Source organism: Bacillus sp. FSL K6-0923, from assembly GCF_038630825.1.
In the GTDB taxonomy this organism is placed as follows: domain Bacteria; phylum Bacillota; class Bacilli; order Bacillales; family Bacillaceae; genus Bacillus; species Bacillus pumilus.
The window spans coordinates 466,446-486,618 of record NZ_CP152044.1 but is presented as its reverse complement, the minus strand read 5'-3'; the positions used below and the strand labels follow the sequence as shown (position 1 = coordinate 486,618).

Genomic DNA, 20,173 nt, shown 5'->3' with positions numbered 1-20,173 from the left:
ATTACGAGTCTTTTCGCATATTCATTCCCATTTTCAGAAAAACAGCATGTCAATATACTTGATAATACTGAAAAACCCATGCGTTTCCGCATGGGTTTTTATAGAACTATTGATCTAATTTTAATTTCTTTAATTGTTCAGCTAGTGCGTTATTAATTGGTTCTTCCACTTTCTTTTGTTTCTTCATATATTTAGACACATCGTGCTTACTGGCTTTCTTTTGATTGGATTGAGATTTGCGTTTTTCGAAGACAGACAGCTTTTCTCTATGGCCGCATACACAAGCAAAGATTTTACCATCACCTTCTCCGCGCAGTTCGAGCTTTTTATGACAGTTCGGGCAGCGTGCATTTGTTTTCTTTGCCACATTTTTACGATGGCCGCATTCTCGGTCCTGACAGACGAGCATCGTGCCATGTTTTCCATTCACTTTCAGCATGAGTTTACCGCAGTCTGGACAATGGGTGCCAGTGACATTGTCATGCTTAAAGGTTTGGTTCGTCTGTTTGATTTCAGATACGGCTTGTTTGGCATACGATTTCATTTCACTCATGAATTGAGAAGCTTTCAATTGCCCTTTGGCGATTTTAGAAAGCTTTTGTTCCCATTCCGCTGTTAATGCAGGTGACTTTAGGTCTTCAGGCACTAACGAGAGCAGCTGCTTCCCTTTTGATGTGATAAAAATGTCTTTGCCCTTTTTCTCGATTAAGAAGCTATTGAACAGCTTTTCAATAATATCCGCTCTTGTTGCTACTGTCCCTAGACCACCTGTTTCACCAAGGGTTTTCACTAAGTCCTTTTCCTCGTTCTGCATAAATGCCGCTGGGTTTTCCATAGCAGATAATAGGGTCGCTTCATTAAAACGTGCAGGAGGCTTCGTTTCTCCTCTTGTTTCTTTCAGCTGTCGTACGTCTAGTGACTGTCCTTCTGAAAGCAGCGGCAAATGTTGATCTGCCTCGGCTGATTCCTCTTCTTCATATGAATCATCGTACACGGCTTTCCAGCCAGCAGCTTGCACGGTTTTCCCTTTTGCTGTGAACGTTTCACTGCCTATTTTGGTGATCACCGTTGTTTCCTCATACTCAAAAGGATTCATGAGTACAGCAAGGAATCGTTTGGCAATGAGGTCATATAATTTACGCTCTTTATCGCTTAATACTCCTGGGTACAGCTCTTCCTCGGTTGGAATAATCGCATGGTGATCTGACACTTTGGCATCATTGACGAAGCCTTTGTGCGCTTTCACACCTGATTGTAAAATCCGGTTCACATGCTGCGTGTACGGTCTGACGTTCATTCCTTTTAAACGATCTTTTAATGTAGGAACGATATCCGCTGAAATAAATCGTGAATCTGTACGTGGATATGTGACAAGCTTATGCTGCTCATACAATCGCTGAAGCGTAGATAATGTTTCTTTGGCTGAGAAGCCATAGCGTTTATGTGCATCACGCTGCAATTCAGTCAGATCGTACAGTCCCGGCGCGAAAGCTTTTTTCGCTGTTTTTTTCAACGCATCAACCACTGCTGGTTTTCCTTCGCAGGCTGCCAAGCGCTCTTTGATCACACTCTCTTGGAATGTACGGTTTTGCTTTGTTTTGGCATCCTGCCATGTCAAAGTCAGTCCATCTACTTGTGCAGTCAATCCATAGAACGGCTTTGGCTGAAATTGTTGAATGTCTTCTTCTCGTTTGGCGATCATGGCGATCGTTGGTGTTTGCACCCGTCCGCAGGAAAGCTGTGCATTGAACTTCGTTGTCAGCGCTCTTGTTGCGTTGATGCCGACAATCCAGTCTGCCTCTGCGCGTGCAACGGCTGAGCGATACAAGTTATCATATTCTTTACCGTCTTTTAAACGTTTGAAGCCTTCTTGAATGGCTTTGTCCGTAACAGATGAGATCCATAGTCGTTTCAAAGGCTTTTTCACATGCGCTTTTTCAAGAATCCATCGTGCGACAAGCTCCCCTTCACGTCCAGCATCTGTTGCGATGACAATGTCTTTGACATCTTTTCTCGCAAGCTGCGCTTTCACTGCTTGGAATTGTTTGCCTGTCTTTTTCATCACCACAAGCTTAAGCGGTTCGGGAATGATGGGTAAATCCTCTAAACGCCAGGATTGAAACTCTTTTCCGTAGCCTTCAGGATCAGCCAGTGTGACCAAATGGCCAAGCGCCCATGTCACAATGTATTGATCTCCTTCTAAAAAGCCATTTCCTTTTTTATGACACTTCAGCACACGTGCAAGATCACGTCCAACCGAAGGTTTCTCTGCTAATACAACTGTTTTTGACACTAGATTTCACATCTCTTTCTTCTATCCATCCTTTTATTATAGCAGACGTGAAGATGCGGTTCTAATGACGGATTATTTCTTCAATCGTTTGATGATTTCATTCGTGACTTCTTGCGTTTGATAGGCGCCGCCGATGTCTGCTGTTAAAAAGCCATCTGCTGTGACTGATTCGATGGTTTCGAGTAGATGGGTGCCCAGTTCTTCCTCTCCGAAATGATCCAGCATCAATTTAGCGGTCCAGATTTGACCAATCGGGTTGGCAATTCCTTTTCCAGCAATGTCTGGAGCTGAGCCGTGTACAGGTTCAAACATGGATGGGTATTTGCCATTTACATTGATGTTGGCGGCAGGCGCTACGCCAATACTTCCCATAATGGCTGCCCCAAGGTCTGTCAAAATATCACCAAACAAATTACTGGCAACAATCACATCGAATTTTTCTGGTCTTGTTACAAAGAAGGCTGAGAGCGCGTCAATGTGCTGTGAGTCTGCTGTCACCTCTGGATAATCCTTTGCTACGTCTTGAAACACTTCATCCCAAAAAGGCATGGTATGAAAGATCCCATTCGATTTCGTTGCACTCGTCACATGCTTTCGCCTTTTTTCTGCTAATTGAAAGGCAAAACGCATCGCACGCTCTGTCCCTTTTCTTGAGAACACTGCATTTTGAACAGCAAGCTGATCTTCTCCTTGATAAATACGGCCTCCAATTTCACTATATTCACCTTCACCGTTTTCTCTGACAACTAGAAGATCGAAATCCTTTGGCTGAGCAAGCGGTGAGCGAATGCCGCTCAGCTGTTTTGCAGGTCTGACGTTTATCACTTGCTCAAATTCCCGCCTAATCTTAATAAGCAGTCCCCAAAGTGATACGTGATCCGGCACTAAATTGGCATCTCCGACAGCCCCTAAGAAAATGCTGTCAAAGGCTTTCAATTGATGTAATCCATCCTTTGGCAGCATCTCGCCATGCTCTAAATAATATTCACAGCTCCACGGAAAATCCTGAAAGGTAAAAGACAGACCGCCATGTACTTCTGATACCGCTTTCAGAACTCGTATCGCTTCAGGTACAACTTCCTTCCCAACCCCGTCACCTGGTATCGCCGCAATTGAAACATGCTTCATTCATTTCTCCCCCTTTATTGCCGGTCGACCGTCGACCGTTTAAATTTGAGTTTACTAGAGAGTACAAGTTCTTTCAATGGATAAAGGCGCTTTTTTAATCAAAGCGCCTGTTTATCCTGCAAAAGCAACGAGGGTTTCTCCTTCTTCCCCCTCGCACCTTTTTTATCTGAAAGCAGCAGTCCGCCTAAGGTCAGTGCCGTTCCGAGTGCTGACATGAGGGTCAATCTCTCATGAAGAACGATCATTGAAATAACCATCGTAATAATAGGAACGCCATAAATATACACACTCGCTTTCACCACACCGAGCGTTTTCACTGAAAAGCTCCATGTGAGAAAACAAATGGCAGATGCGAACAGGCCTAAAAACAATAAGTGAAAGGCAAACGACGGCGTCGTCAATCGCTCCCAGTCTATACGAATCTTAAAATGCCAAATTAGGGGAAGCATCCAGAGCAAGCCGTAAAAAAAGACACGTCTCGTCACTTGAATGATATGGTATCCATATTGGTTAATGATTTTCGATAAAATAGAATAGAAGGCCCAGACAATGGTCGCCGTTAATGCTAGCGCATCACCGATTGGATTCAATTGGAACGTCGTCATTCCATTAAAGCTAATCAGTACAATTCCTGTCATCGCGATGAAAAAGCCTATAAAAAACCGGCGATGCAAAGGCTCATCTTTCAATAAAAAATAAGCCAATAAAAATGAGAAGAATGGTACAACTGAGCTGATGACACCTGCATTCGAAGCGAACGTATAGGTGAGTGCGACATTTTCTAAAAAATAGTATAAGACCACACCACATAACCCTGCGAGCGCAAACATCGCTTCATGCTTTTTACGTTGCACCTTCATGGTGATCGGATAGATCAACATCAGAGCGAGATATCCAATAAAAAACCGGAAAAATAATATTTCTGTTGGTGAAAAAGCCGTTAACAATATTTTGGTTGAGATAAAGGTCGATCCCCATAGAAAAATGGTGAATATGGCCGCTAGATGACCAAGAAGCTGGTTATTTTTCATCTGCTGTTACCTGCTTTGCAAAAATGTACTGATATTGCCCTGGTGTGAGCCCAATAAATTCTGAAAAAAAATGACTCAAATGACTTTGATCAGAAAAACCGGCGGAGACTGCCGCATCTACAGGCTTCACTCCTCGTGAGAGAAGCTCCTTCGCATAATTCACTCTCACTGTCTGTAAATAACGATACGGTGTGATCCCTCTGTACTTTGTAAAAGCTCGCAGAAGAGAGTATTTGTTCATGGACACTAGCTCTCCTAAGTCGTCTAACGATATATTTTCCGTAAGGTGTGTTTCAATATATTGCTGTACGTCTTGGACTTTCTGTTCGGCAGCATGCGCTGCTGATGCTTTTTCCTCTGATGTATCAGCGTAGGCTTCAATCAGCTGCTTCATAAAGAAATAAAACGTTTCCTGTTTATTCAAAGCTGGGGCTTCTTCTGTAATCATTTGATGAAGATCATATAATGACTTTGTCAGTTCACTTTGTGAAAACACAGGGGCTTTAAAATGTGGTTTGTACTGAAATATCTTCTCTATTACATCTGCTTCTATATTTAAACAGCGATAATCTAATGTCCTGTGATCCATCTGCTCGCATGCGTGATTGTCATATGGATTAAAAAGAAGGATGTCTCCCTTTTCAATGATGTATTCTTCATTTTGGCAAATCAAACGTCTTTGACCATCTTCAATAAATCCAATCACATAGTATGTATGAAAATGATTCGGGAACTTTTGCATGATGCCATGAAAGCGATACGCCTCTATTTGCAAGTCCTGATCAAAATGTACCGTTCGTTCTTCTTGTGTTTTCATGTCGATCCCCTCTTTCATTGAACTGATCATTAGTGTAGCACACCCTTTTTCTCTTGCATTGTACGATATTGACTTTTCCGATGTAGGCTTGCCTAGAGGGAAAAACTTGGATAACATGAGACAAAAGATGATGTGTAAATGAGGGAAGGACAGGATGAATTCATTCGAGATGGAAAGACCAGCACCATACCATATGCAATTTTATGAACAGCTGAAGCAAATGATTTTTGATGGACAGTTTCAGCCAGGCGAACGCATCAATGAAACACAGCTTGCCAAACAATTTGGTGTAAGCCGATCACCGGTGAGAGAGGCGATGAGGCTTTTAGAAAAAGATGAGCTCTTGATCGCTGACCATCGGTCGGGCTACTCTGTTTATACGTTAACGGAAAAAGATGTCGAGGAGCTTTATCAAATTCGGATCGCCCTAGAAACACTTGCTGTAGAGCTTGCATGCAAAGAGGCCACGCCAAGAGAGCTGGATGAAATTGAGCAGGTCCTCACGCAGGCAGACGAAGCAATCAAACAGCAGCTGCCATCTAAAGACATCGTTCAGCTACATGAAGCCTTTCATCAAAAAATCATTCTAGCGAGCCACAATCACCGCTTATATAAACAATTGAATCATGTGAATGCACTCATTCATTTTTGCCGTATCTTTCATTTTAGCGGCGGGGCGCGCGCTGAGACGATTCAAACAGAGCATGCTGCCATTTATTCTGAAATGAAAGAGCGCCGCTCCACAGAAGCCGTTCAAGCGATGACGGATCATTTGTTACATGATGTGATGCACTTAAAGCAAGTACTCTCTGAAACAAACAAGGATTAAGTGATTTTTCCTTTTTCCCATTTTTTAAGCATTACATGAACATATTTTGAATTTTTCGTAGATTTCAGCATGTCCCGACGATCTTTCGTTTATATTAGAAGATGAGAAACTAGCTTTTATACAGGAGGATTTGTATATGCATACAAGTATTAGCCGTCTTCGACAGGCGGGTTTTATTGAGGGTATGTCTCTTTTGACCCTTCTTTTAATTGCCATGCCTCTGAAATATTTTGCGGATATTCCGATGGCAGTCACCATTGTAGGCTCTCTTCATGGCGCATTGTTTGTCATCTATATGCTTATTTTGGCATATGTGACCTTTAAAGTTCGCTGGCATTTGAAATGGTCGATCGCTGGTTTTTTTGCGGCTTTCATTCCTTTCGGCAACTTCGCCTATGATAAGGTGCTCCGCCAGTATGATACAAAAGCTTAATCAAAAAGGGCTAAAACGACATTCGTTTTAGCCCTTTTTCTCCTTTTCAGCGTGATAGAAAACCTTTGCAGCCCTAGGAAGGACGGCTACTTTTGCGGAGCGAATTTGACATTCGTGAGCACCAGCACGCAGGACTGACACCGAATGCGAGGGTTTGTCTACACACTGAAGTATTTTTTAAATCGATGCATATTTCACAATGGCTGCTTGACGCGTCATTTCGTGATATGCCACCCATAATTCATCACCCGGCAGTACGCTAGTGATTGGATCGATTGGCTGTTTCACTTCATACATGATGCCATCTCTCTCAATCTGAATGATCGCTAGCGGCTGGTTGCCGATGACACCAGCAAATGCGACATGGGTCACTTTTGCACTTCCTTGTTTCTCTTGCATGAGGCTGATTTCTTTATCCAGCTCTTCTTGTTTTGTCTGCATCGTGATTTGAGTTCCTGGCGCGACCTCCATATGATCAGGGATGAATTGACTGACCGTTTTTGTGATGGACTGATTCCCGCTAGAAACCGTCACATCCAGCATGATCGGCTTCTGACCATGAATCGTGACTGGATATTGCTTCACCCGCTGGATGGTTCCTGTTAATGTTACGTCTTTCCCCGATCGATTTCGCACTTCATGGCCATAGGCTGCCATTTTCAACTGACCGCTGATGTCGACGAGATCGGCTTTCTCTCCTGTTCTAAATTCAAAACCAGCGGCTTGAATCATCGGAATGGTATACCTTTTCTGATCTGCTTCAAATGTAAGCGATAAGACAGTGCCTCGTCCTACGGTTCCATATGATTCTATATCTCTTAAAACAGCACCTTTGATAAACTTTGGCTCACTTGTCTTTGAGAAGTCCCCCTCTTTTAAGAGCATCGCCTTTTTCTTCTTCGGATTGTAAAGAACGGGAATACGCTGACCCGGCTGCGGTATCTGCGTATAGGATACAACCGTTTTAACCGTCTTCTCGATGTTTTCCCCATCATATTGAAATTGCAGCTGCATTTTGACAAGCGGCTGTTCGTTGATGTAGGTACCCGTTTCTTTGACAGATACAATATTGGCTTCTAATGTGACACTGTCCTTGATCTTATTCTTTCTCACCAGTCTCAAAATCGGCGGCAGGAAGATGGCTAGCACAAATAACAGCAGTGGAATAAACAGCCAAATCGCCCAGTTGAGAATGAGCGGTCCGCCTTTCATGACATATTGCATAAAGGTGTCAACAGACGTTTGGTGAGCAGGACTTGCGTTTTCGATTGAGATGACTTTTTGCAAAGGAAATTCCTTTAGCTGTTTGCTTTTCGTCTCAAATGCACCCGTTAATTGATTTTCGAATGAATAATAGATCCAATCGCTTTTCACATTTTTATTGAAAGAGAGTCCTTCTCTTTGTAAAGTTTCATATGAAAACGACTGAAAAAGCTTGGTGACAGACGTTGTCTTATTCGTGCGATGGTTATAAATATAACCAGTCAGCTTGCCTTTTGCTTCGTCCTTTGCTGTAGAGCCTGCAAGAAGAACTTCTTCTTCATTAAGCTGGTAGATAAAGGTTTGATAAATCGGTTTTGGTGTTGGGACGACTTCTCCAAGCCTTCCCTCTGCATTCACTTTCCTTGGTCTTTTTGGATAGTTAGATTCGACAGCGACTGCGAAGTTTTGGGATGTTCCGATCGTTTTTTCCAGCTGCTTCTCCACTTTATCTTCAATGAGGCTAAACGGTTCAGCGTTTTTGGTGACATACACCCCAAGCTGGTTCTTATCGTTTGAGACTCCGCTGACATACGCCTTCTGATCATTTTTCAAAGTCAATTCAAATATAGGAATAGGCGTCTGCCCTCTAAAGGAATTCATGACGACATCGATGGAAACAGGTCTTGCTGGCAGTTTTAGCTCGTTGAGATTGTGCACATGAAACTGACCATTCTTTAGCTCACCAAGGACCGCAGCGGTACCTTCCATTTCCCCTGTAAACACAAGCCGTCCATTCCATTGATATGTATTCGTTTTTAAAAACGAGGGTATCTGTAGATTTTGCTTAACGAGCTCTTTCTTTTCCCCGCTCGGCGTTAGTTTCTCGATCAACAGCTGCCCCTCTTTATTTTTTAAAGCAAGTAAGAGGTTGTTCCCTTGAATGGATGGCAGCATTTCATTAAACGTATCGCTTTCCGTGGTCCATTCACTGATTCTTTTTCCTGATTGAGGATCATACATTCCAAAATGGAGCTGCTGGTCTTTTGATACAGCACTCACCACTCGTTTCCCTTCATCAAATGTAAATATTTGTTTGATGTCATATTGCGTTGCTTTCCCTGCTGACAAATCATCTTGGTAATGGTTCCACACCAAGACACTAAGAATGATTGCTGGAATAAAGAAGACAATATACCTGAGGAAAATCACTGGTATTCTTTTCACTTGATCGCTTCCTTTCATGAGGTTCCTTTATCTTGTACGTTAGTGCAGCGAGAATGTTTCATGCTAGAAGAATACCATTCCAACTTTCCAAATCCATATTTTACAAACTTGGTTGTTTGCGATAAAATCCAATCAGATTCGAAAAAAGGATGTTATCTCAATGGATAAGCTATCATTGATCATTCTAGCGGCTTGGCTGCGTGTTCCTCGTTGGTTCAAGCAATGGGTGCTTGTATCCATTTCCATTTTCTTTTTTTATATGTGTTTTGTAAAGGGGCTGACTAGCTGGCACACCTTGCCGCCTGTCACTTTGCTCTCATGTGTGATTGCTTCCTTCATCATTTGGCTGATGTGGCTTAAAGGTCAAAAAAATAAGTGAAAAGGGGAAAATGATGAAAGAATCCATCAGTTATTTTGCTATCTCTTTTGTTCTGCAATGGGTTTGGTTTGGCATCGTGCACCCAAATAAAGGCGTGACACTCCTAGACATGTTCATCTTTTCTATTTTGTTTGCGGTGATGTTCTTCTTTATTCGGAGGATTTGGCAATATCAGAAGAAAGGCCGAAGTGAGTGATCATGAAGCCCGCCTTGTTCACTGTTATCACCTGTGCGATCATTGGCCTATTTTTGATGTCGAAGCCTTTTGAAGCGGACGCTATGCGTTTGGTTTCTACCTTCATTTTCCCTTTTATTGGGCTTGTTGGTTTCGGGTTCCTATTGTTTGACCCAATGAAAAAGGCTGCCAAATAGATGGCAGCCTTTTCTTTACTCTTTTCATGCAAATAAATAATCAATGTTTAATCTCCGTTATGGAGTGTATGAATTAAGATTCGATCATATCAGTGTGTCATATGTGTTCCGAATGAACCTACGTTTGAAAGTAAACGCCATGGAAGTTCTGGATAACAAGACAACGAAAGCCCTACCTCTCATTCGTCCTTACGGCTCCGAAGCCGTGCCAGTGTGAATTGTAAATCAAAACGTCTTTTTTCCACTCTTCCGCTTTTATAGGGGGCGGGTGCAGAAGGAAAAGAATAAGTTTGCTCGCTTTGACAGCGTCTCGTTCTTATCTAGTAGAAGCTCTATTGCTTCTCATTATGTCATAGAAAAAAGAAAGTTTACTTTCTTTATTTATTTGCTTATTTCAACACTTAATATCAAATTATAACACGTTCCCCCAGCTTACGCAAGTGTTAAAGTGATAATTCTGCTGGTGTACGGCTTCCTTCATTCATGTAACGAATGGAGGTTGGATCAATCTTCAGAATCACTAGGTTCGGATCATCTTTTCCTTTAAACCATTTCTCCATTTCCTCAGACCAAAGGCGGTCGATTAGTTCTGGATCGTCGGTTAATGTGGCAGTGCCTTCGATTTCTGCATATGTGTCACCGAATCCTTCACCTGAATAACCAATGAGAATATGGACATTCGAATTTTTTTCAATTTCATCTGCTTTATGTGTTTCTTTGCTTGTTGGTGTATATAATGTCAGTCCCTCATGGAAAAAAGTCATGTAGCGGGTATGCGGCTTATCCTGTTCAACGGTCGCCAGTGTTCCGACCTTTTGTTCATCTAATAGGTTGAGTACCTTTTGTTTTAATTCTTCTTGTGACATATCGTTTCACTCCTTCAAATTTCATCCGTACTCTTAGGTTTCCACGACAATCCATTCATTAAACAAAGAAATGTGTTTTTCATAAAAAGAGATCTTCTGGCTGATGCTATAGAAAACAGGCTCAATGAAGGGAGAAGTTGAACATGCATCATGAAACGATGTTCCATTTAAGTTCACTTGTCATTGCGGCAGTTGTTGTGGGCATTATCGTATGGTCTGTCTCATCTGTGCAGAAGAATCGCAAGAAATACTAAAGACACCGCCCAATCAGGTGGGCGGTGCGCTATTGATCATGTATTCATAAAGGAACCGCCGTTGACGTGTAGTGTTTGTCCTGTCATATAAGACGATTCGTCAGAAGCAAGCAGTACATAGCAGCCAACATGCTCTACAGGCTGTCCTGGTCTTCCCATTGGGGTTTCTGCCCCGAAGCTTTCCACACTATCCTCATCAAATGTAGATGGAATAAGCGGCGTCCAAATTGGACCTGGCGCTACACCGTTCACCCGAATTCCATCTTTCACAAGCGACTGTGCCATAGAACGCGTAAAGCCGTTGATGGCCCCTTTTGTCGCCGTATAATCAATCAGCACTTTGTTGCCTCGATATGGGTTAATGGAAGTTGTATTAATAATTGAACTTCCTGGTTTTAAGTAATCCAGTGCTTTCTTCGTAAAATAAAAATAAGAATAGAAGTTGGTTCTAAAGGTTTGGTGAAGCTGTTCACTAGAAATATCCTGAATCCGTTCTTTCGGGTGCTGTTCAGCCGCATTATTCACTAAAATATCTAATTGCCCAAAGGCTTCAACTGTTTTTTCTACCGCTTTCTCGCAAAATGCTTCGTCACCGACATCTCCTGCAATCGTTAAACATTTGACGCCTTCCTGTTCTACGCGCTTTTGCGTATCCTTTGCATCCTCATGTTCATTTAAGTACACAATGGCGACGTGTGCCCCTTCTTTTGCATAGGCAACAGATACAGCACGTCCAATTCCACTATCTCCGCCTGTAATCAATGCAACTTTCCCTTTAAGCTTGCCAGACCCTTGATATGATTCATCCTCAAAGATCGGCGCAGGGTTCATTTCCCTTTCACTGCCTGGCTGCTGATTCTGCGTTTGGCGCGGAATGCCATTTGTTAAATATTCACGTAAATCCATGAGTAAGCTCCTCCTTGATTTGTTGATGTATCCTTTCATTACCACCTCATTTTTTCACTCAAACATCCCTATGCGGCACAGATGCGTTTTGAAAATCGGCATGTTTCAAGATGGATAAAATCGGTTACATGATCAATAAAAAGGAGCGTTCTCAAATGCTGTCAACCATTTCGAAAACCTTTAGCAAACCAAAAGGCTGGCTCGGAAGCATCGCAGGCTTCATTATGGCAAAAGAAAATAAAGCGTTGAATCAGTGGGCGATCCAGCACTTAGATCTGACAGATGGTGAAAACATTTTGGAAATCGGCTATGGGCCCGGCTACAGCATCAAGCATATGCTTAAGCATTATAAAGATCTTCATATAGATGGGCTAGATGCTTCCTCGACCATGCAGGAGCAAGCACAGTCCCGCGTCAGCAAACGGTCAAAGGACAAACAAGTCCGACTGTATGTAGGAAAAATTGAGAAAACACGTTTGCCGGGAGAGCAGTATGACAAAGTGCTGTCTGTGAACAACTTTACGATTTGGGATGATCCAAAGACTGGCCTGCTCAACCTTTATCACACGTTGAAACCCGGCGGAAAGCTCGTCATTGTGATGCAGCCAAGAGAAAAAGGTGCTGATGCGAGCCGGACAAAAGAGATGGGTGAACATATATTGAATGATCTACAGTTTGCAGGGTTTGACCATTTTTCTGTTGAGTATGAGGAAATTCGTCCAACGCTTGCTGTCTGTGTCACAGCCAAAAAGCCGAGAAACGAATAAGCTCTCGGCTTTTTTTCTTACCATTTTGCTTCTTTTACAAATTGATAGAACAGCTGATGCAATTTCTGTTCAATGTCTTCCTTTGATCCATGACCATAAAGCGTCATGCTTTCCTCACTTTCAATGATAGATGAACTGATCAGACTAAACATTTCTGACCCTTCCTTGCCTAGCTCTTGCGGCGCCAGCATCATGAGCATTCGTGACATCTGCTGCTGCCCGCCGTCCATGCTTTTCACCTCGTATGCCTGATCAAGATCATACATATGAAAGATTGGTTCCTTGATGAATGCATGCTTTAAATGAAAAAGAGCAAATTCTGTACCTGGAATTCCTAAACCGCCTTGCTGTTCACGTTCTAGTAAACCGCTTGCTACCTCATCCGCATGTGTGATAAACCCTTCATCTTCAAGCTGACGAAGCAGCCGCCTGATTGTTGCCTCATGCTGCGGCATTGCCTTTCTATTTTCGATGGTAAAATGGGACAGGATGCTGCGAATAACAGACATGTAATTCGTCACCTGCTCTGCAACCGCCATCATATTAACAGATTCTTGTACCGGTTCTTTGGCAGCTTCTTTCATCCTTTTTTTCTCGATCATATAAGGAATCTTTCGTTTAATATGAGCCTTCACACGCATAGCATCATCCTCGTTTAAGAGCGGACTGACCATGATGTAATCGATATGCTCATATGGGATAGGGACGGTCGAGACAATCATGTCATAGCTTGATGCATCGATTTCTTTTAGTTCCATCAAGGAAGACAGATCAAATTCGGCGATCTCCGGCAATTCTTTTTTTAAACGAGATGCGAGCATTTTCGACGAACCGATGCCGCTTGAGCACACGACCAATGCATGAATGTTCGTTTCTTCTTTTTTGATTTCAAGCACTGAACCAAAGTGAAGCACAATAAAGGCGATTTCATCCTCTGGAAATTCGATCTCTGGAAAGAAACGCTCGACTCCTTCTTCAATTGCCATGAAAAGCAAAAAGTAGTCCTTTTTAATTTGTTGTGTAAGTGGATTATAGATTCTCATCTTTTCCTTTAAACGGTTCATGGCAGGTTCGAGATGAGACACGAGTCCCTCATACAATGAATCATTCTCATTTAAATGGTAGCCGGTTTTATTTGAAATAAAATCAATGAGCTTCTTCGTTCTAATTGCGATATCCAGCTCGATTTCATCAATACGGTATTCTGCCCCAAAGCTGCGGTTTGCACTGCGCAGATGGATGGTCATATATCCAACTTCCGCTTCTGGGATCTCGACATTAAACATGCGTTCAAGCGCTCTTGCGATTCGCAGTGATGATTCAAATTCTTTCGTCCGCTTTAGTTCAAGTAGCTCTTCCTCTTCCATGCGAATGGTTTCGCCAAGCTGAATCCGTTCAATGGCATAGGTTAAGTGAACGACAAGCGCAATATAGGCGCTATCAGATAAAGAGAGTGACAGTCTATTTTTTAAATGAAAGAGCAGTCTTTCTACCTTAAGCAGCTGCCCTCTGCTGACAACGCCAAACACCTTTTCCGTCGCTTTCGTTCGATGCTTGATATTCATTTCAATTGTTTCTAAAAATAATTGAATATCGAGCCGGTCGACAATGAGGTTGCCGACAATCTTTCGTTTCGCTTCCTCCGGTCCTTTTAATTCAATGCCATACCCGCGTTTTCGGATCAGCTGCAAACCGTAAGGCGCGATCCACTCCGTCAGTTCATCTAAGTCATAGCTGATGGTCGCATTTGTGACCTGCAAATCGGCAGCGAGTGTATATAATTTCACCGGTTCCTTTGCTTCAAGCAGCGCACATAGGATTAAGAGCTTCCGTTCGTCAGAGCTATATTCAATTTGATCCTCATTTGACATATGAGCAAGAAGCCGCTGTTTATCCTCCTGTTCACCGACTGCCTTCAAGCCTTTCCCCGGCTGTTTATCTAGTGAAAGGTCATAATTCTTTAATATGGGTTTAATCGATTTTAGTTCTCTATGAATCGTTCTTGTACTCACCTGAACAGAATCGGCTATCTCACGAATGGTGACATAACGATTTTGCTGAATGATGTATTTGATGATCTTCTGTTCTCGTGCCGTTATGTACATGAAATGCCTCCCTCTGCAAAAATAGGTCTATTGTCACACCTTAATATAAAACGCTTTCAACAAACGATGCAATCTTAAGTTGATCTGACTTTGGCACATCAGCTGTGACAAAATTAAATACAACGTCTGATCATACATTTCTCCAAAATGACGGTCCATAATCCTTTTGATGAAATTGAACCTTCTGTTCATGAAAAGGCAGTGAACCCCCAGCTTTTAAAGAATACGTCGGATTGTATACTGGAGAGCCAAAGCAATAATCCATCGTTCCTTCTTCCGGGCGAAAGATGACGGTTCGCATTGTTCCAAACAGCTCCTCATAATTGTGCACAGCTAGACCATCAGGATATTCTGTCTGAAACAGCTTAGTAAGAGAATCACTTGATCGTCGTTGTTCTAAAGCCTCCAGTAACATGTCGTATCTGACAACAGAATGATGTTTCGTCATTCCTTTTGCCGTTTGATCAGCAAGCGGATGGTTTGTGGCTGCAATATAACCTGCCTCCGGTCTTCTCACTATTTTCAGGCCATCAATGATTTCAATCACAGCCGCTTCTCCTTTTCGATCGGCAAGCATAAGGTGAACATTAGAGGCAACAGGCATTTCCTGAATAGAGAAAATGGCTTCCTCAACCGTTCTACAGGTTTCCAGAACAGACCGTATCACATGATACACTTGCAAGCCGGCAACTGCCGGAGGCTTTAAACCTGGTTCATTTCCAACCGGCGGACCACATGCAGAGAATGTGACAGAAAGACCATGCTCATTCATCCCATCAGATCTGCCAAACAAGAGCAGCGACGAGCCTGTATGATATGCCAAGCCCTCCACATGTGTCGTCACAAGACGCATATCATCAAATATCGGGGAAAAATCATAGTTTCGCAGCATGATCGTTTCTTGACCTGCCCCCATATTTCCCTGCCTCACACAGTGGGAACAGCCTGGCTTTAGATGAGATGAATAGTAAAAGGTCAAATAACGCTCATCCAATTGCAGTTCATCACAAAATCCAGCAATCTCTTCTTCTAACTGGGGAAGATATGGGCGCATCAGCTGCTTCGTTTCTTTCACAGCCTCTTTTTCAAGCGGTTCTGTTCGAATGTATTGTGTCTGTAGCCCTTGCTTCTTCTTCATCCAGACAGCCTGCTGCTTTCCCACTTCATAAGCGGTTCCTGTCATTTCTTGAAAATATGCACTGATTTCCTCCATGCCTGAACACCTCTTTCACCTTCGTTTCTTTTATCATATCGAAACACTCCTTCATTTAAAAGGATGAAAAAAACTGCAATCCCAATGGATTACAGCTGTTTGCAGGATTGTTGAAACAATGTTTTTGCCATTGCTTCATATCCTTTATGATTTGGATGAAATTGATCAATCGATAAGTACTCATGTTCATGTCCTTCAAACGCCCGGTACACATCCACGACCTCTACATGTGGATTTGCAGCAAGCGAGCGAAGCTGATGATTGTATTGCTGAAGCCACCGCCCGGCTATTGGTATTTGCGGAAAAGGATTATATAAATTCATGAGATATATGCAATAGGCCTGCTTCTGTCCCTTTTTGATCTGAGCGATTTCTTGAATCATTTTGTTGAAATTTACTTGGCAATGCAGTGTCGCTTGCAGCAGTTTCTTTTCATCTTCACCCTTTTCATACTGCTGAATCGCTTGAACAAGGTCATTCCCACAACCTGTGATAGTGATGATGTCAGCTGCTGCAATAGCACGTCTTACATCAGATCGTTTGAACAGCTGTAAAATCTGATCCGTCGTTAACCCTGACTTTGCAAATACAGACAGCTCGACTGGTGTATGTGTCTTTTTTTCAAGCATCCACTGATACCGCTCTGCGAAGCCTCCGCCAAATAAACGTGCCCCCACTCCAACTGTTAAGGAATCTCCAATCGCAACATAGGATCGTCCCACTCTTATCCCTCACTCTCTCCTGCCTTCTCTTATATATACGAAATCGGAGAACAGATGCTTGTAGCAGATGACTTAGAGACATTCATCTTTTTTTCATGAGACGTCTTTACAAACTCTTCACTTGCGAGATCGGCTGATTTTTTGTTCAATAAGAATAGGTTTAGATCATGAAGTTTGCACCTGCATGCGTTCCAGAAAAATTTACAAACTTTTTATCTTGATTTCGAGACTTTATACCTTGACTTCAAACTACATTGTGATTACAATAAAAATATCAGTTTTTATGTAACTGTGCTTGTTACATCTTTTTCATAGCATTCCAATATGATTAAAGATGCCACATATTCAGTGTATCTTTGGGATACGCTAAAAAAATCACTGAAACAGAAAGGATTGAATGAACATGGCAAAAGTTTTATACATCACTGCACATCCGCATGATGAAACAGTTTCTTACAGTATGGCTACTGCTAAAGCATTTATCGAATCTTATAAGGAAGCAAACCCAAGTGACGAGGTTGTACATATCGACTTGTACAAAGAAAACATCCCTCACATTGATGCAGATGTATTCGCTGGCTGGGGCAAGCTGCAATCAGGTGCTGGCTTCGATACACTTTCAGCTGAAGAGCAAGCGAAAGTTGCTCGCCTAAACGAATTAAGCGATCAATTCGTTTCTGCTGACAAATATGTATTTGTTTCACCACTTTGGAACTTCTCATTCCCACCAGTTCTTAAAGCATACATCGACTCTGTTGCTGTAGCTGGTAAAACATTCAAATACACTGAGCAAGGTCCTGTTGGATTATTAACAGACAAAAAAGCTCTACACATCCAAGCACGTGGCGGATACTACACTGAAGGTCCTGCTGCTGAACTTGAAGCAGGCCACCGTTACCTTGGTACAATTGCGAGCTTCTTCGGAATTCCTTCTTTCGAAGGTCTTATCGTTGAAGGTCACAATGCTGAACCTGCGAAAGCAGAGCAAATTAAAGCAGATGCGATCGAACGTGCAAAAGCTTTAGGTAAAACTTTCTAATTAACTGAACACGAAAAGCCAATGATCTTAACGGTCATTGGCTTTTTATTTATCTAGATGAAAGCCTAATTCTCTGGAGATACCGCTCGCGGCTTTTTTGACTTGTTCAATTAAGTATGGAAGACGTTCCTTTTGATATCCTGCTTCAAACCCTGCAATGCTAATACCTGCTGTGACTTCTCCAAGGTGATTGAATATAGGAGCTCCAACCGCAGCTGTATAGTTTTCAAGCTCCGAATAACTTAACGTATAGCCCCGTTCATTTGATTCTTCCAGTATGTTTCGAAGAACCTCTTTATCTGTAATGGTCCCGATTCCGATTTTTCCTAGCTCAATCGAATCGATATAGGCAAGTCTCTCGTTCTCTGGCAAAAAGGAGAGAATACTTCTTGCACAAGCACCCGCATATAAAGGAGAGCGCCTGCCGACGGCGGTGTAGAGACGAACAGGCTGCGTCCCTTCAATTTTATCAACGTAAATGGCTTCGTCTCCTTCACGAACGATGAGTTGTACAGCTTCTCCCACTTCATCCCGCAAGCCTTCCATAAATGGTCTTGCAATTCTCCGAATATCAAGGCGGTCCGCCACAAGCTGACCGTATTCTAGAAACATCAGACCTAACCGATAAACGCCTGAATCTTGCTTTTCTAATAACCCCATATCGGTTAACGAGCTCGCCATGCGGTGCACAGACGTTTTCGGCATGCCGGAGAGCTCGATCATTTCATTCAATGTTAATTGGTCACGTGTGATAAACAGCCGCAAAATCTCCATTGATTTCACGACGGTTTTATTTGTGTTTTGCATGTGCATCCTCTTTTCTAAACGAAGGCTTCCAGCTTGATTCTGGCAGCCAGCTCCTTCAGTTCTGCTTCTTGCTTAAATAGCGCCTGCTCTGCATCCTGATGGTCGATTCGCTTAAAATACAAATTCGCCCCAGGCATCGCTTGAGCAATGAGCGGCAGGTCGACCGTCGCAACTTCTCCAATCCGCGGGTATCCGCCTGTTGTTTGCCGATCTGCCAGCAGAATAATCGGCTGACCGTCAGGAGGAATTTGAATAGAACCAAAGGCAACCGCCTCTGAAATCAATTCAAGCTTTTCTTTTAAATGAACCGGCTCCCCCTTCAAACGGCAGCCCATACGATCTGATTGAGGCGTGATTTGATAAGGCTGCTCAAAAAAGGTGCTTTGAGATGATTCTTGAAAAAAAGAAAGGTGTCTCCCTGACAGCACCCGAATCACGGGCGATTTCCGCAGCGGTAAAAAATGCGTATGACTTACAGTCCAATCGGGTGCGCTGTACGCCGCCTGTTTTAGATTGCTTTTGAGTCTATCAGACAATCGATCCGCTACGATTGAAGGCTTTCCAACGGACAGGACGTCTCCTTTTTCAAGCGGACGTCCGTTCAGTCCACCGATTCCTGCTCTCACATAGGTGCTTTTGCTCTCCATGACCGGCTCCACATCGAATCCACCTGCCACAGCAATGTAAGAGCGGCACCCCCTCTTGCAAGGACCAAAGGTGATCGTGCTTCCTGATCGAACAAAGAGTGGTTTCCATAAAGGGGCTGGCTCTCCATCAATATCGATCTCCACATCAGCGCCAGTCACTGCAATAAGCTCATCCTTTTGACACGTCAGCACAGGGCCCGGCCCCATTAATGTGATTTCCAGTACGGCTTCGTTTTCCTCGTTGCCTGTGAGAATGTTGGCAATTCTAAGTGAGAGCGTGTCCATGCCGCCGCTCGTTAAGACGCCATACTTTTGATAGCCTTTCCGTCCTTTATCTTGAATGGTTGTGAACATTCCTGGCTTGATGACATGGATACTCAACGTTCTGCCTCCTTCATGCTGAAAAATTCCTTTTCAGACATTTGGACAAATCTGACCTCGTCTCCTGCTCTTAATAGACTTGGGACTTTTTCGTCTGGACGAAAGAGTGGCAGCGGGGTTTGTCCGATGAGCTGCCAGCCGCCAGGTGTGGAAATCGGGTATACGCCGGTCTGCTTTCCCGCAATGCCGACAGATCCTTTTGGAATGGACATTCTCGGTGTTTCCCTTCGCGGGGATGCGATCCTTTCAGACAGCCCGCCTAAAAACGGAAATCCTGGTGCAAATCCAATCATATAGACAAGATACGTTCCGCCAGTGTGAATACGCACGACTTCCTCTGGTGTTAAACGATTGATCCGGGCGACTTCTTCTAAATCAGGGCCAAGCTCTCCCCCATAGCAGACCGGTATGTCGATGGTGCGGCGCTGAATCTGATCCCCCTCCTGCCATTTCTCTTCAAGGAGTGTTTCAATATAGCTTTTCACCCATTCATAGGGGGATAAGTCTAGTTGCTGAAGATGCGCCGATTGATAAACGGTATACGGCTCGTAAAAAACAGTCACGTTTGTAAAGGCTTGAACAGCTTCCACATATCCGTCAAATGGATGCTGTTCAATACATGAAAACAACTGCACAACACGTTCATGAATTTCTTCACATATGTCTGTTCCTGCTTGAATCACGATCGCTGCATCTCCTAGCGGGTGGAAGGTGAAAGAATCTTTTATCGTTGAAAATGCCACTTGAGGACCCCTCT

The 20,173-nt window shown here is 43.1% G+C and carries 19 protein-coding genes; 5 read left to right on the top strand and 14 right to left on the bottom strand.

The features are described 5' to 3' along the window. Positions 1–106: 106 nt before the first annotated feature. The 4 genes from MHI16_RS02340 to MHI16_RS02325 all read right to left on the bottom strand — a co-directional run bounded on the left by MHI16_RS02340 (position 107) and on the right by MHI16_RS02325 (position 5,269). Complete coding sequence (locus MHI16_RS02340) at positions 107–2,293, bottom strand: DNA topoisomerase III (protein ID WP_058015361.1); 2,187 nt, start codon at positions 2,291–2,293, stop codon at positions 107–109. A 72-nt stretch (positions 2,294–2,365) separates the two neighbouring features. Next, on the bottom strand, positions 2,366–3,421 hold the full coding sequence (locus tag MHI16_RS02335) for a tartrate dehydrogenase (protein WP_058015360.1): 1,056 nt from the start codon (positions 3,419–3,421) through the stop codon (positions 2,366–2,368). A 98-nt stretch (positions 3,422–3,519) separates the two neighbouring features. Next, the gene (locus MHI16_RS02330; protein WP_058015359.1) at positions 3,520–4,452 is read right to left on the bottom strand and encodes a DMT family transporter; all 933 of its coding nucleotides are present in this window, start codon (positions 4,450–4,452) and stop codon (positions 3,520–3,522) included. After that, entirely contained in the window at positions 4,442–5,269 is an 828-nt protein-coding gene (locus MHI16_RS02325) for an AraC family transcriptional regulator (protein ID WP_061410208.1), read from the bottom strand. The genes MHI16_RS02330 and MHI16_RS02325 overlap by 11 nt, the downstream gene beginning before the upstream one ends. Before the next feature lie 154 nt (positions 5,270–5,423). Here MHI16_RS02325 and MHI16_RS02320 point away from each other — a divergent pair, with 154 nt between their 5' ends. Both MHI16_RS02320 and MHI16_RS02315 read left to right on the top strand, forming a co-directional pair. After that, a complete protein-coding gene (locus tag MHI16_RS02320; RefSeq protein WP_058015358.1) occupies positions 5,424–6,098 on the top strand; it encodes a GntR family transcriptional regulator in 675 nt (224 codons plus the stop codon). A 136-nt stretch (positions 6,099–6,234) separates the two neighbouring features. Beyond that, positions 6,235–6,531: a DUF3817 domain-containing protein gene (locus MHI16_RS02315; RefSeq protein ID WP_008347156.1), complete on the top strand. Its 297-nt coding sequence runs from the start codon at positions 6,235–6,237 to the stop codon at positions 6,529–6,531. A 177-nt stretch (positions 6,532–6,708) separates the two neighbouring features. Here the strand turns inward: MHI16_RS02315 and MHI16_RS02310 are convergent, their stop codons facing one another. Further along, positions 6,709–8,958, bottom strand: a complete 2,250-nt coding sequence (locus tag MHI16_RS02310) for a DUF3592 domain-containing protein (protein ID WP_244270773.1) — start codon at positions 8,956–8,958, stop codon at positions 6,709–6,711. Between the two features lie 160 nt (positions 8,959–9,118). Here MHI16_RS02310 and MHI16_RS02305 point away from each other — a divergent pair, with 160 nt between their 5' ends. Then, entirely contained in the window at positions 9,119–9,337 is a 219-nt protein-coding gene (locus MHI16_RS02305) for a hypothetical protein (protein ID WP_061406790.1), read from the top strand. A gap of 149 nt (positions 9,338–9,486) precedes the next feature. On the opposite strand, the gene MHI16_RS02300 is transcribed toward MHI16_RS02305, so the two are convergent. The 3 genes from MHI16_RS02300 to MHI16_RS02290 all read right to left on the bottom strand — a co-directional run bounded on the left by MHI16_RS02300 (position 9,487) and on the right by MHI16_RS02290 (position 11,735). Next, positions 9,487–9,753 (bottom strand): hypothetical protein, encoded by a 267-nt coding sequence (locus MHI16_RS02300; protein ID WP_058015355.1) that lies wholly within the window; start codon positions 9,751–9,753, stop codon positions 9,487–9,489. A 399-nt stretch (positions 9,754–10,152) separates the two neighbouring features. After that, positions 10,153–10,575 carry a pyridoxamine 5'-phosphate oxidase family protein gene (locus MHI16_RS02295; RefSeq protein ID WP_061406786.1) on the bottom strand — a complete coding sequence of 141 codons (423 nt, stop codon included), beginning with the start codon at positions 10,573–10,575 and terminating at the stop codon, positions 10,153–10,155. 290 nt (positions 10,576–10,865) lie between these two features. Beyond that, positions 10,866–11,735: an SDR family oxidoreductase gene (locus MHI16_RS02290; protein WP_058015353.1), complete on the bottom strand. Its 870-nt coding sequence runs from the start codon at positions 11,733–11,735 to the stop codon at positions 10,866–10,868. 155 nt (positions 11,736–11,890) lie between these two features. On the opposite strand from MHI16_RS02290, the gene MHI16_RS02285 reads away from it, so the two are divergent. Next, positions 11,891–12,502 (top strand): class I SAM-dependent methyltransferase, encoded by a 612-nt coding sequence (locus MHI16_RS02285; RefSeq protein WP_058015352.1) that lies wholly within the window; start codon positions 11,891–11,893, stop codon positions 12,500–12,502. 17 nt (positions 12,503–12,519) lie between these two features. Here MHI16_RS02285 and MHI16_RS02280 read toward each other — a convergent pair whose 3' ends face one another. The 3 genes from MHI16_RS02280 to MHI16_RS02270 all read right to left on the bottom strand — a co-directional run bounded on the left by MHI16_RS02280 (position 12,520) and on the right by MHI16_RS02270 (position 16,542). Continuing rightward, positions 12,520–14,607 (bottom strand): BglG family transcription antiterminator, encoded by a 2,088-nt coding sequence (locus MHI16_RS02280; RefSeq protein WP_058015351.1) that lies wholly within the window; start codon positions 14,605–14,607, stop codon positions 12,520–12,522. 130 nt (positions 14,608–14,737) lie between these two features. Then, positions 14,738–15,820 (bottom strand): C45 family peptidase, encoded by a 1,083-nt coding sequence (locus MHI16_RS02275; RefSeq protein ID WP_058015350.1) that lies wholly within the window; start codon positions 15,818–15,820, stop codon positions 14,738–14,740. Between the two features lie 89 nt (positions 15,821–15,909). Beyond that, on the bottom strand, positions 15,910–16,542 hold the full coding sequence (locus MHI16_RS02270; RefSeq protein ID WP_058015349.1) for a GDSL-type esterase/lipase family protein: 633 nt from the start codon (positions 16,540–16,542) through the stop codon (positions 15,910–15,912). Between the two features lie 403 nt (positions 16,543–16,945). Here MHI16_RS02270 and MHI16_RS02265 point away from each other — a divergent pair, with 403 nt between their 5' ends. Continuing rightward, complete coding sequence (locus tag MHI16_RS02265) at positions 16,946–17,581, top strand: FMN-dependent NADH-azoreductase (RefSeq protein WP_003214444.1); 636 nt, start codon at positions 16,946–16,948, stop codon at positions 17,579–17,581. Positions 17,582–17,626: 45 nt separating this feature from the next. On the opposite strand, the gene MHI16_RS02260 is transcribed toward MHI16_RS02265, so the two are convergent. The 3 genes from MHI16_RS02260 to pxpB are packed head-to-tail and all read right to left on the bottom strand — an operon-like array spanning position 17,627 to position 20,159. Continuing rightward, complete coding sequence (locus tag MHI16_RS02260) at positions 17,627–18,388, bottom strand: IclR family transcriptional regulator (RefSeq protein ID WP_058015348.1); 762 nt, start codon at positions 18,386–18,388, stop codon at positions 17,627–17,629. 14 nt (positions 18,389–18,402) lie between these two features. Beyond that, positions 18,403–19,416 (bottom strand): biotin-dependent carboxyltransferase family protein, encoded by a 1,014-nt coding sequence (locus tag MHI16_RS02255; RefSeq protein ID WP_058015347.1) that lies wholly within the window; start codon positions 19,414–19,416, stop codon positions 18,403–18,405. Next, positions 19,413–20,159, bottom strand: a complete 747-nt coding sequence (gene pxpB, locus MHI16_RS02250; RefSeq protein ID WP_144463270.1) for a 5-oxoprolinase subunit PxpB — start codon at positions 20,157–20,159, stop codon at positions 19,413–19,415. Before pxpB ends, MHI16_RS02255 begins: the two co-directional genes overlap by 4 nt. Between the last annotated feature and the right edge of the window lie 14 nt (positions 20,160–20,173).

Excerpts from the sequence above, each read along its gene's own strand:
- MHI16_RS02315 (WP_008347156.1), top strand. The coding sequence starts at position 6,235 with ATGCATACAAGTATTAGCCGTCTTCGACAGGCGGGTTTTATTGAGGGT.
- MHI16_RS02265 (WP_003214444.1), top strand. The coding sequence starts at position 16,946 with ATGGCAAAAGTTTTATACATCACTGCACATCCGCATGATGAAACAGTT.
- MHI16_RS02295 (WP_061406786.1), bottom strand. The coding sequence starts at position 10,575 with ATGTCACAAGAAGAATTAAAACAAAAGGTACTCAACCTATTAGATGAA.
- MHI16_RS02305 (WP_061406790.1), top strand. The coding sequence starts at position 9,119 with ATGGATAAGCTATCATTGATCATTCTAGCGGCTTGGCTGCGTGTTCCT.
- MHI16_RS02285 (WP_058015352.1), top strand. The coding sequence starts at position 11,891 with ATGCTGTCAACCATTTCGAAAACCTTTAGCAAACCAAAAGGCTGGCTC.
- MHI16_RS02290 (WP_058015353.1), bottom strand. The coding sequence starts at position 11,735 with ATGGATTTACGTGAATATTTAACAAATGGCATTCCGCGCCAAACGCAG.
- MHI16_RS02320 (WP_058015358.1), top strand. The coding sequence starts at position 5,424 with ATGAATTCATTCGAGATGGAAAGACCAGCACCATACCATATGCAATTT.
- MHI16_RS02330 (WP_058015359.1), bottom strand. The coding sequence starts at position 4,452 with ATGAAAAATAACCAGCTTCTTGGTCATCTAGCGGCCATATTCACCATT.
- MHI16_RS02335 (WP_058015360.1), bottom strand. The coding sequence starts at position 3,421 with ATGAAGCATGTTTCAATTGCGGCGATACCAGGTGACGGGGTTGGGAAG.
- MHI16_RS02325 (WP_061410208.1), bottom strand. The coding sequence starts at position 5,269 with ATGAAAACACAAGAAGAACGAACGGTACATTTTGATCAGGACTTGCAA.
- MHI16_RS02275 (WP_058015350.1), bottom strand. The coding sequence starts at position 15,820 with ATGGAGGAAATCAGTGCATATTTTCAAGAAATGACAGGAACCGCTTAT.
- MHI16_RS02280 (WP_058015351.1), bottom strand. The coding sequence starts at position 14,607 with ATGTACATAACGGCACGAGAACAGAAGATCATCAAATACATCATTCAG.
- MHI16_RS02260 (WP_058015348.1), bottom strand. The coding sequence starts at position 18,388 with ATGCAAAACACAAATAAAACCGTCGTGAAATCAATGGAGATTTTGCGG.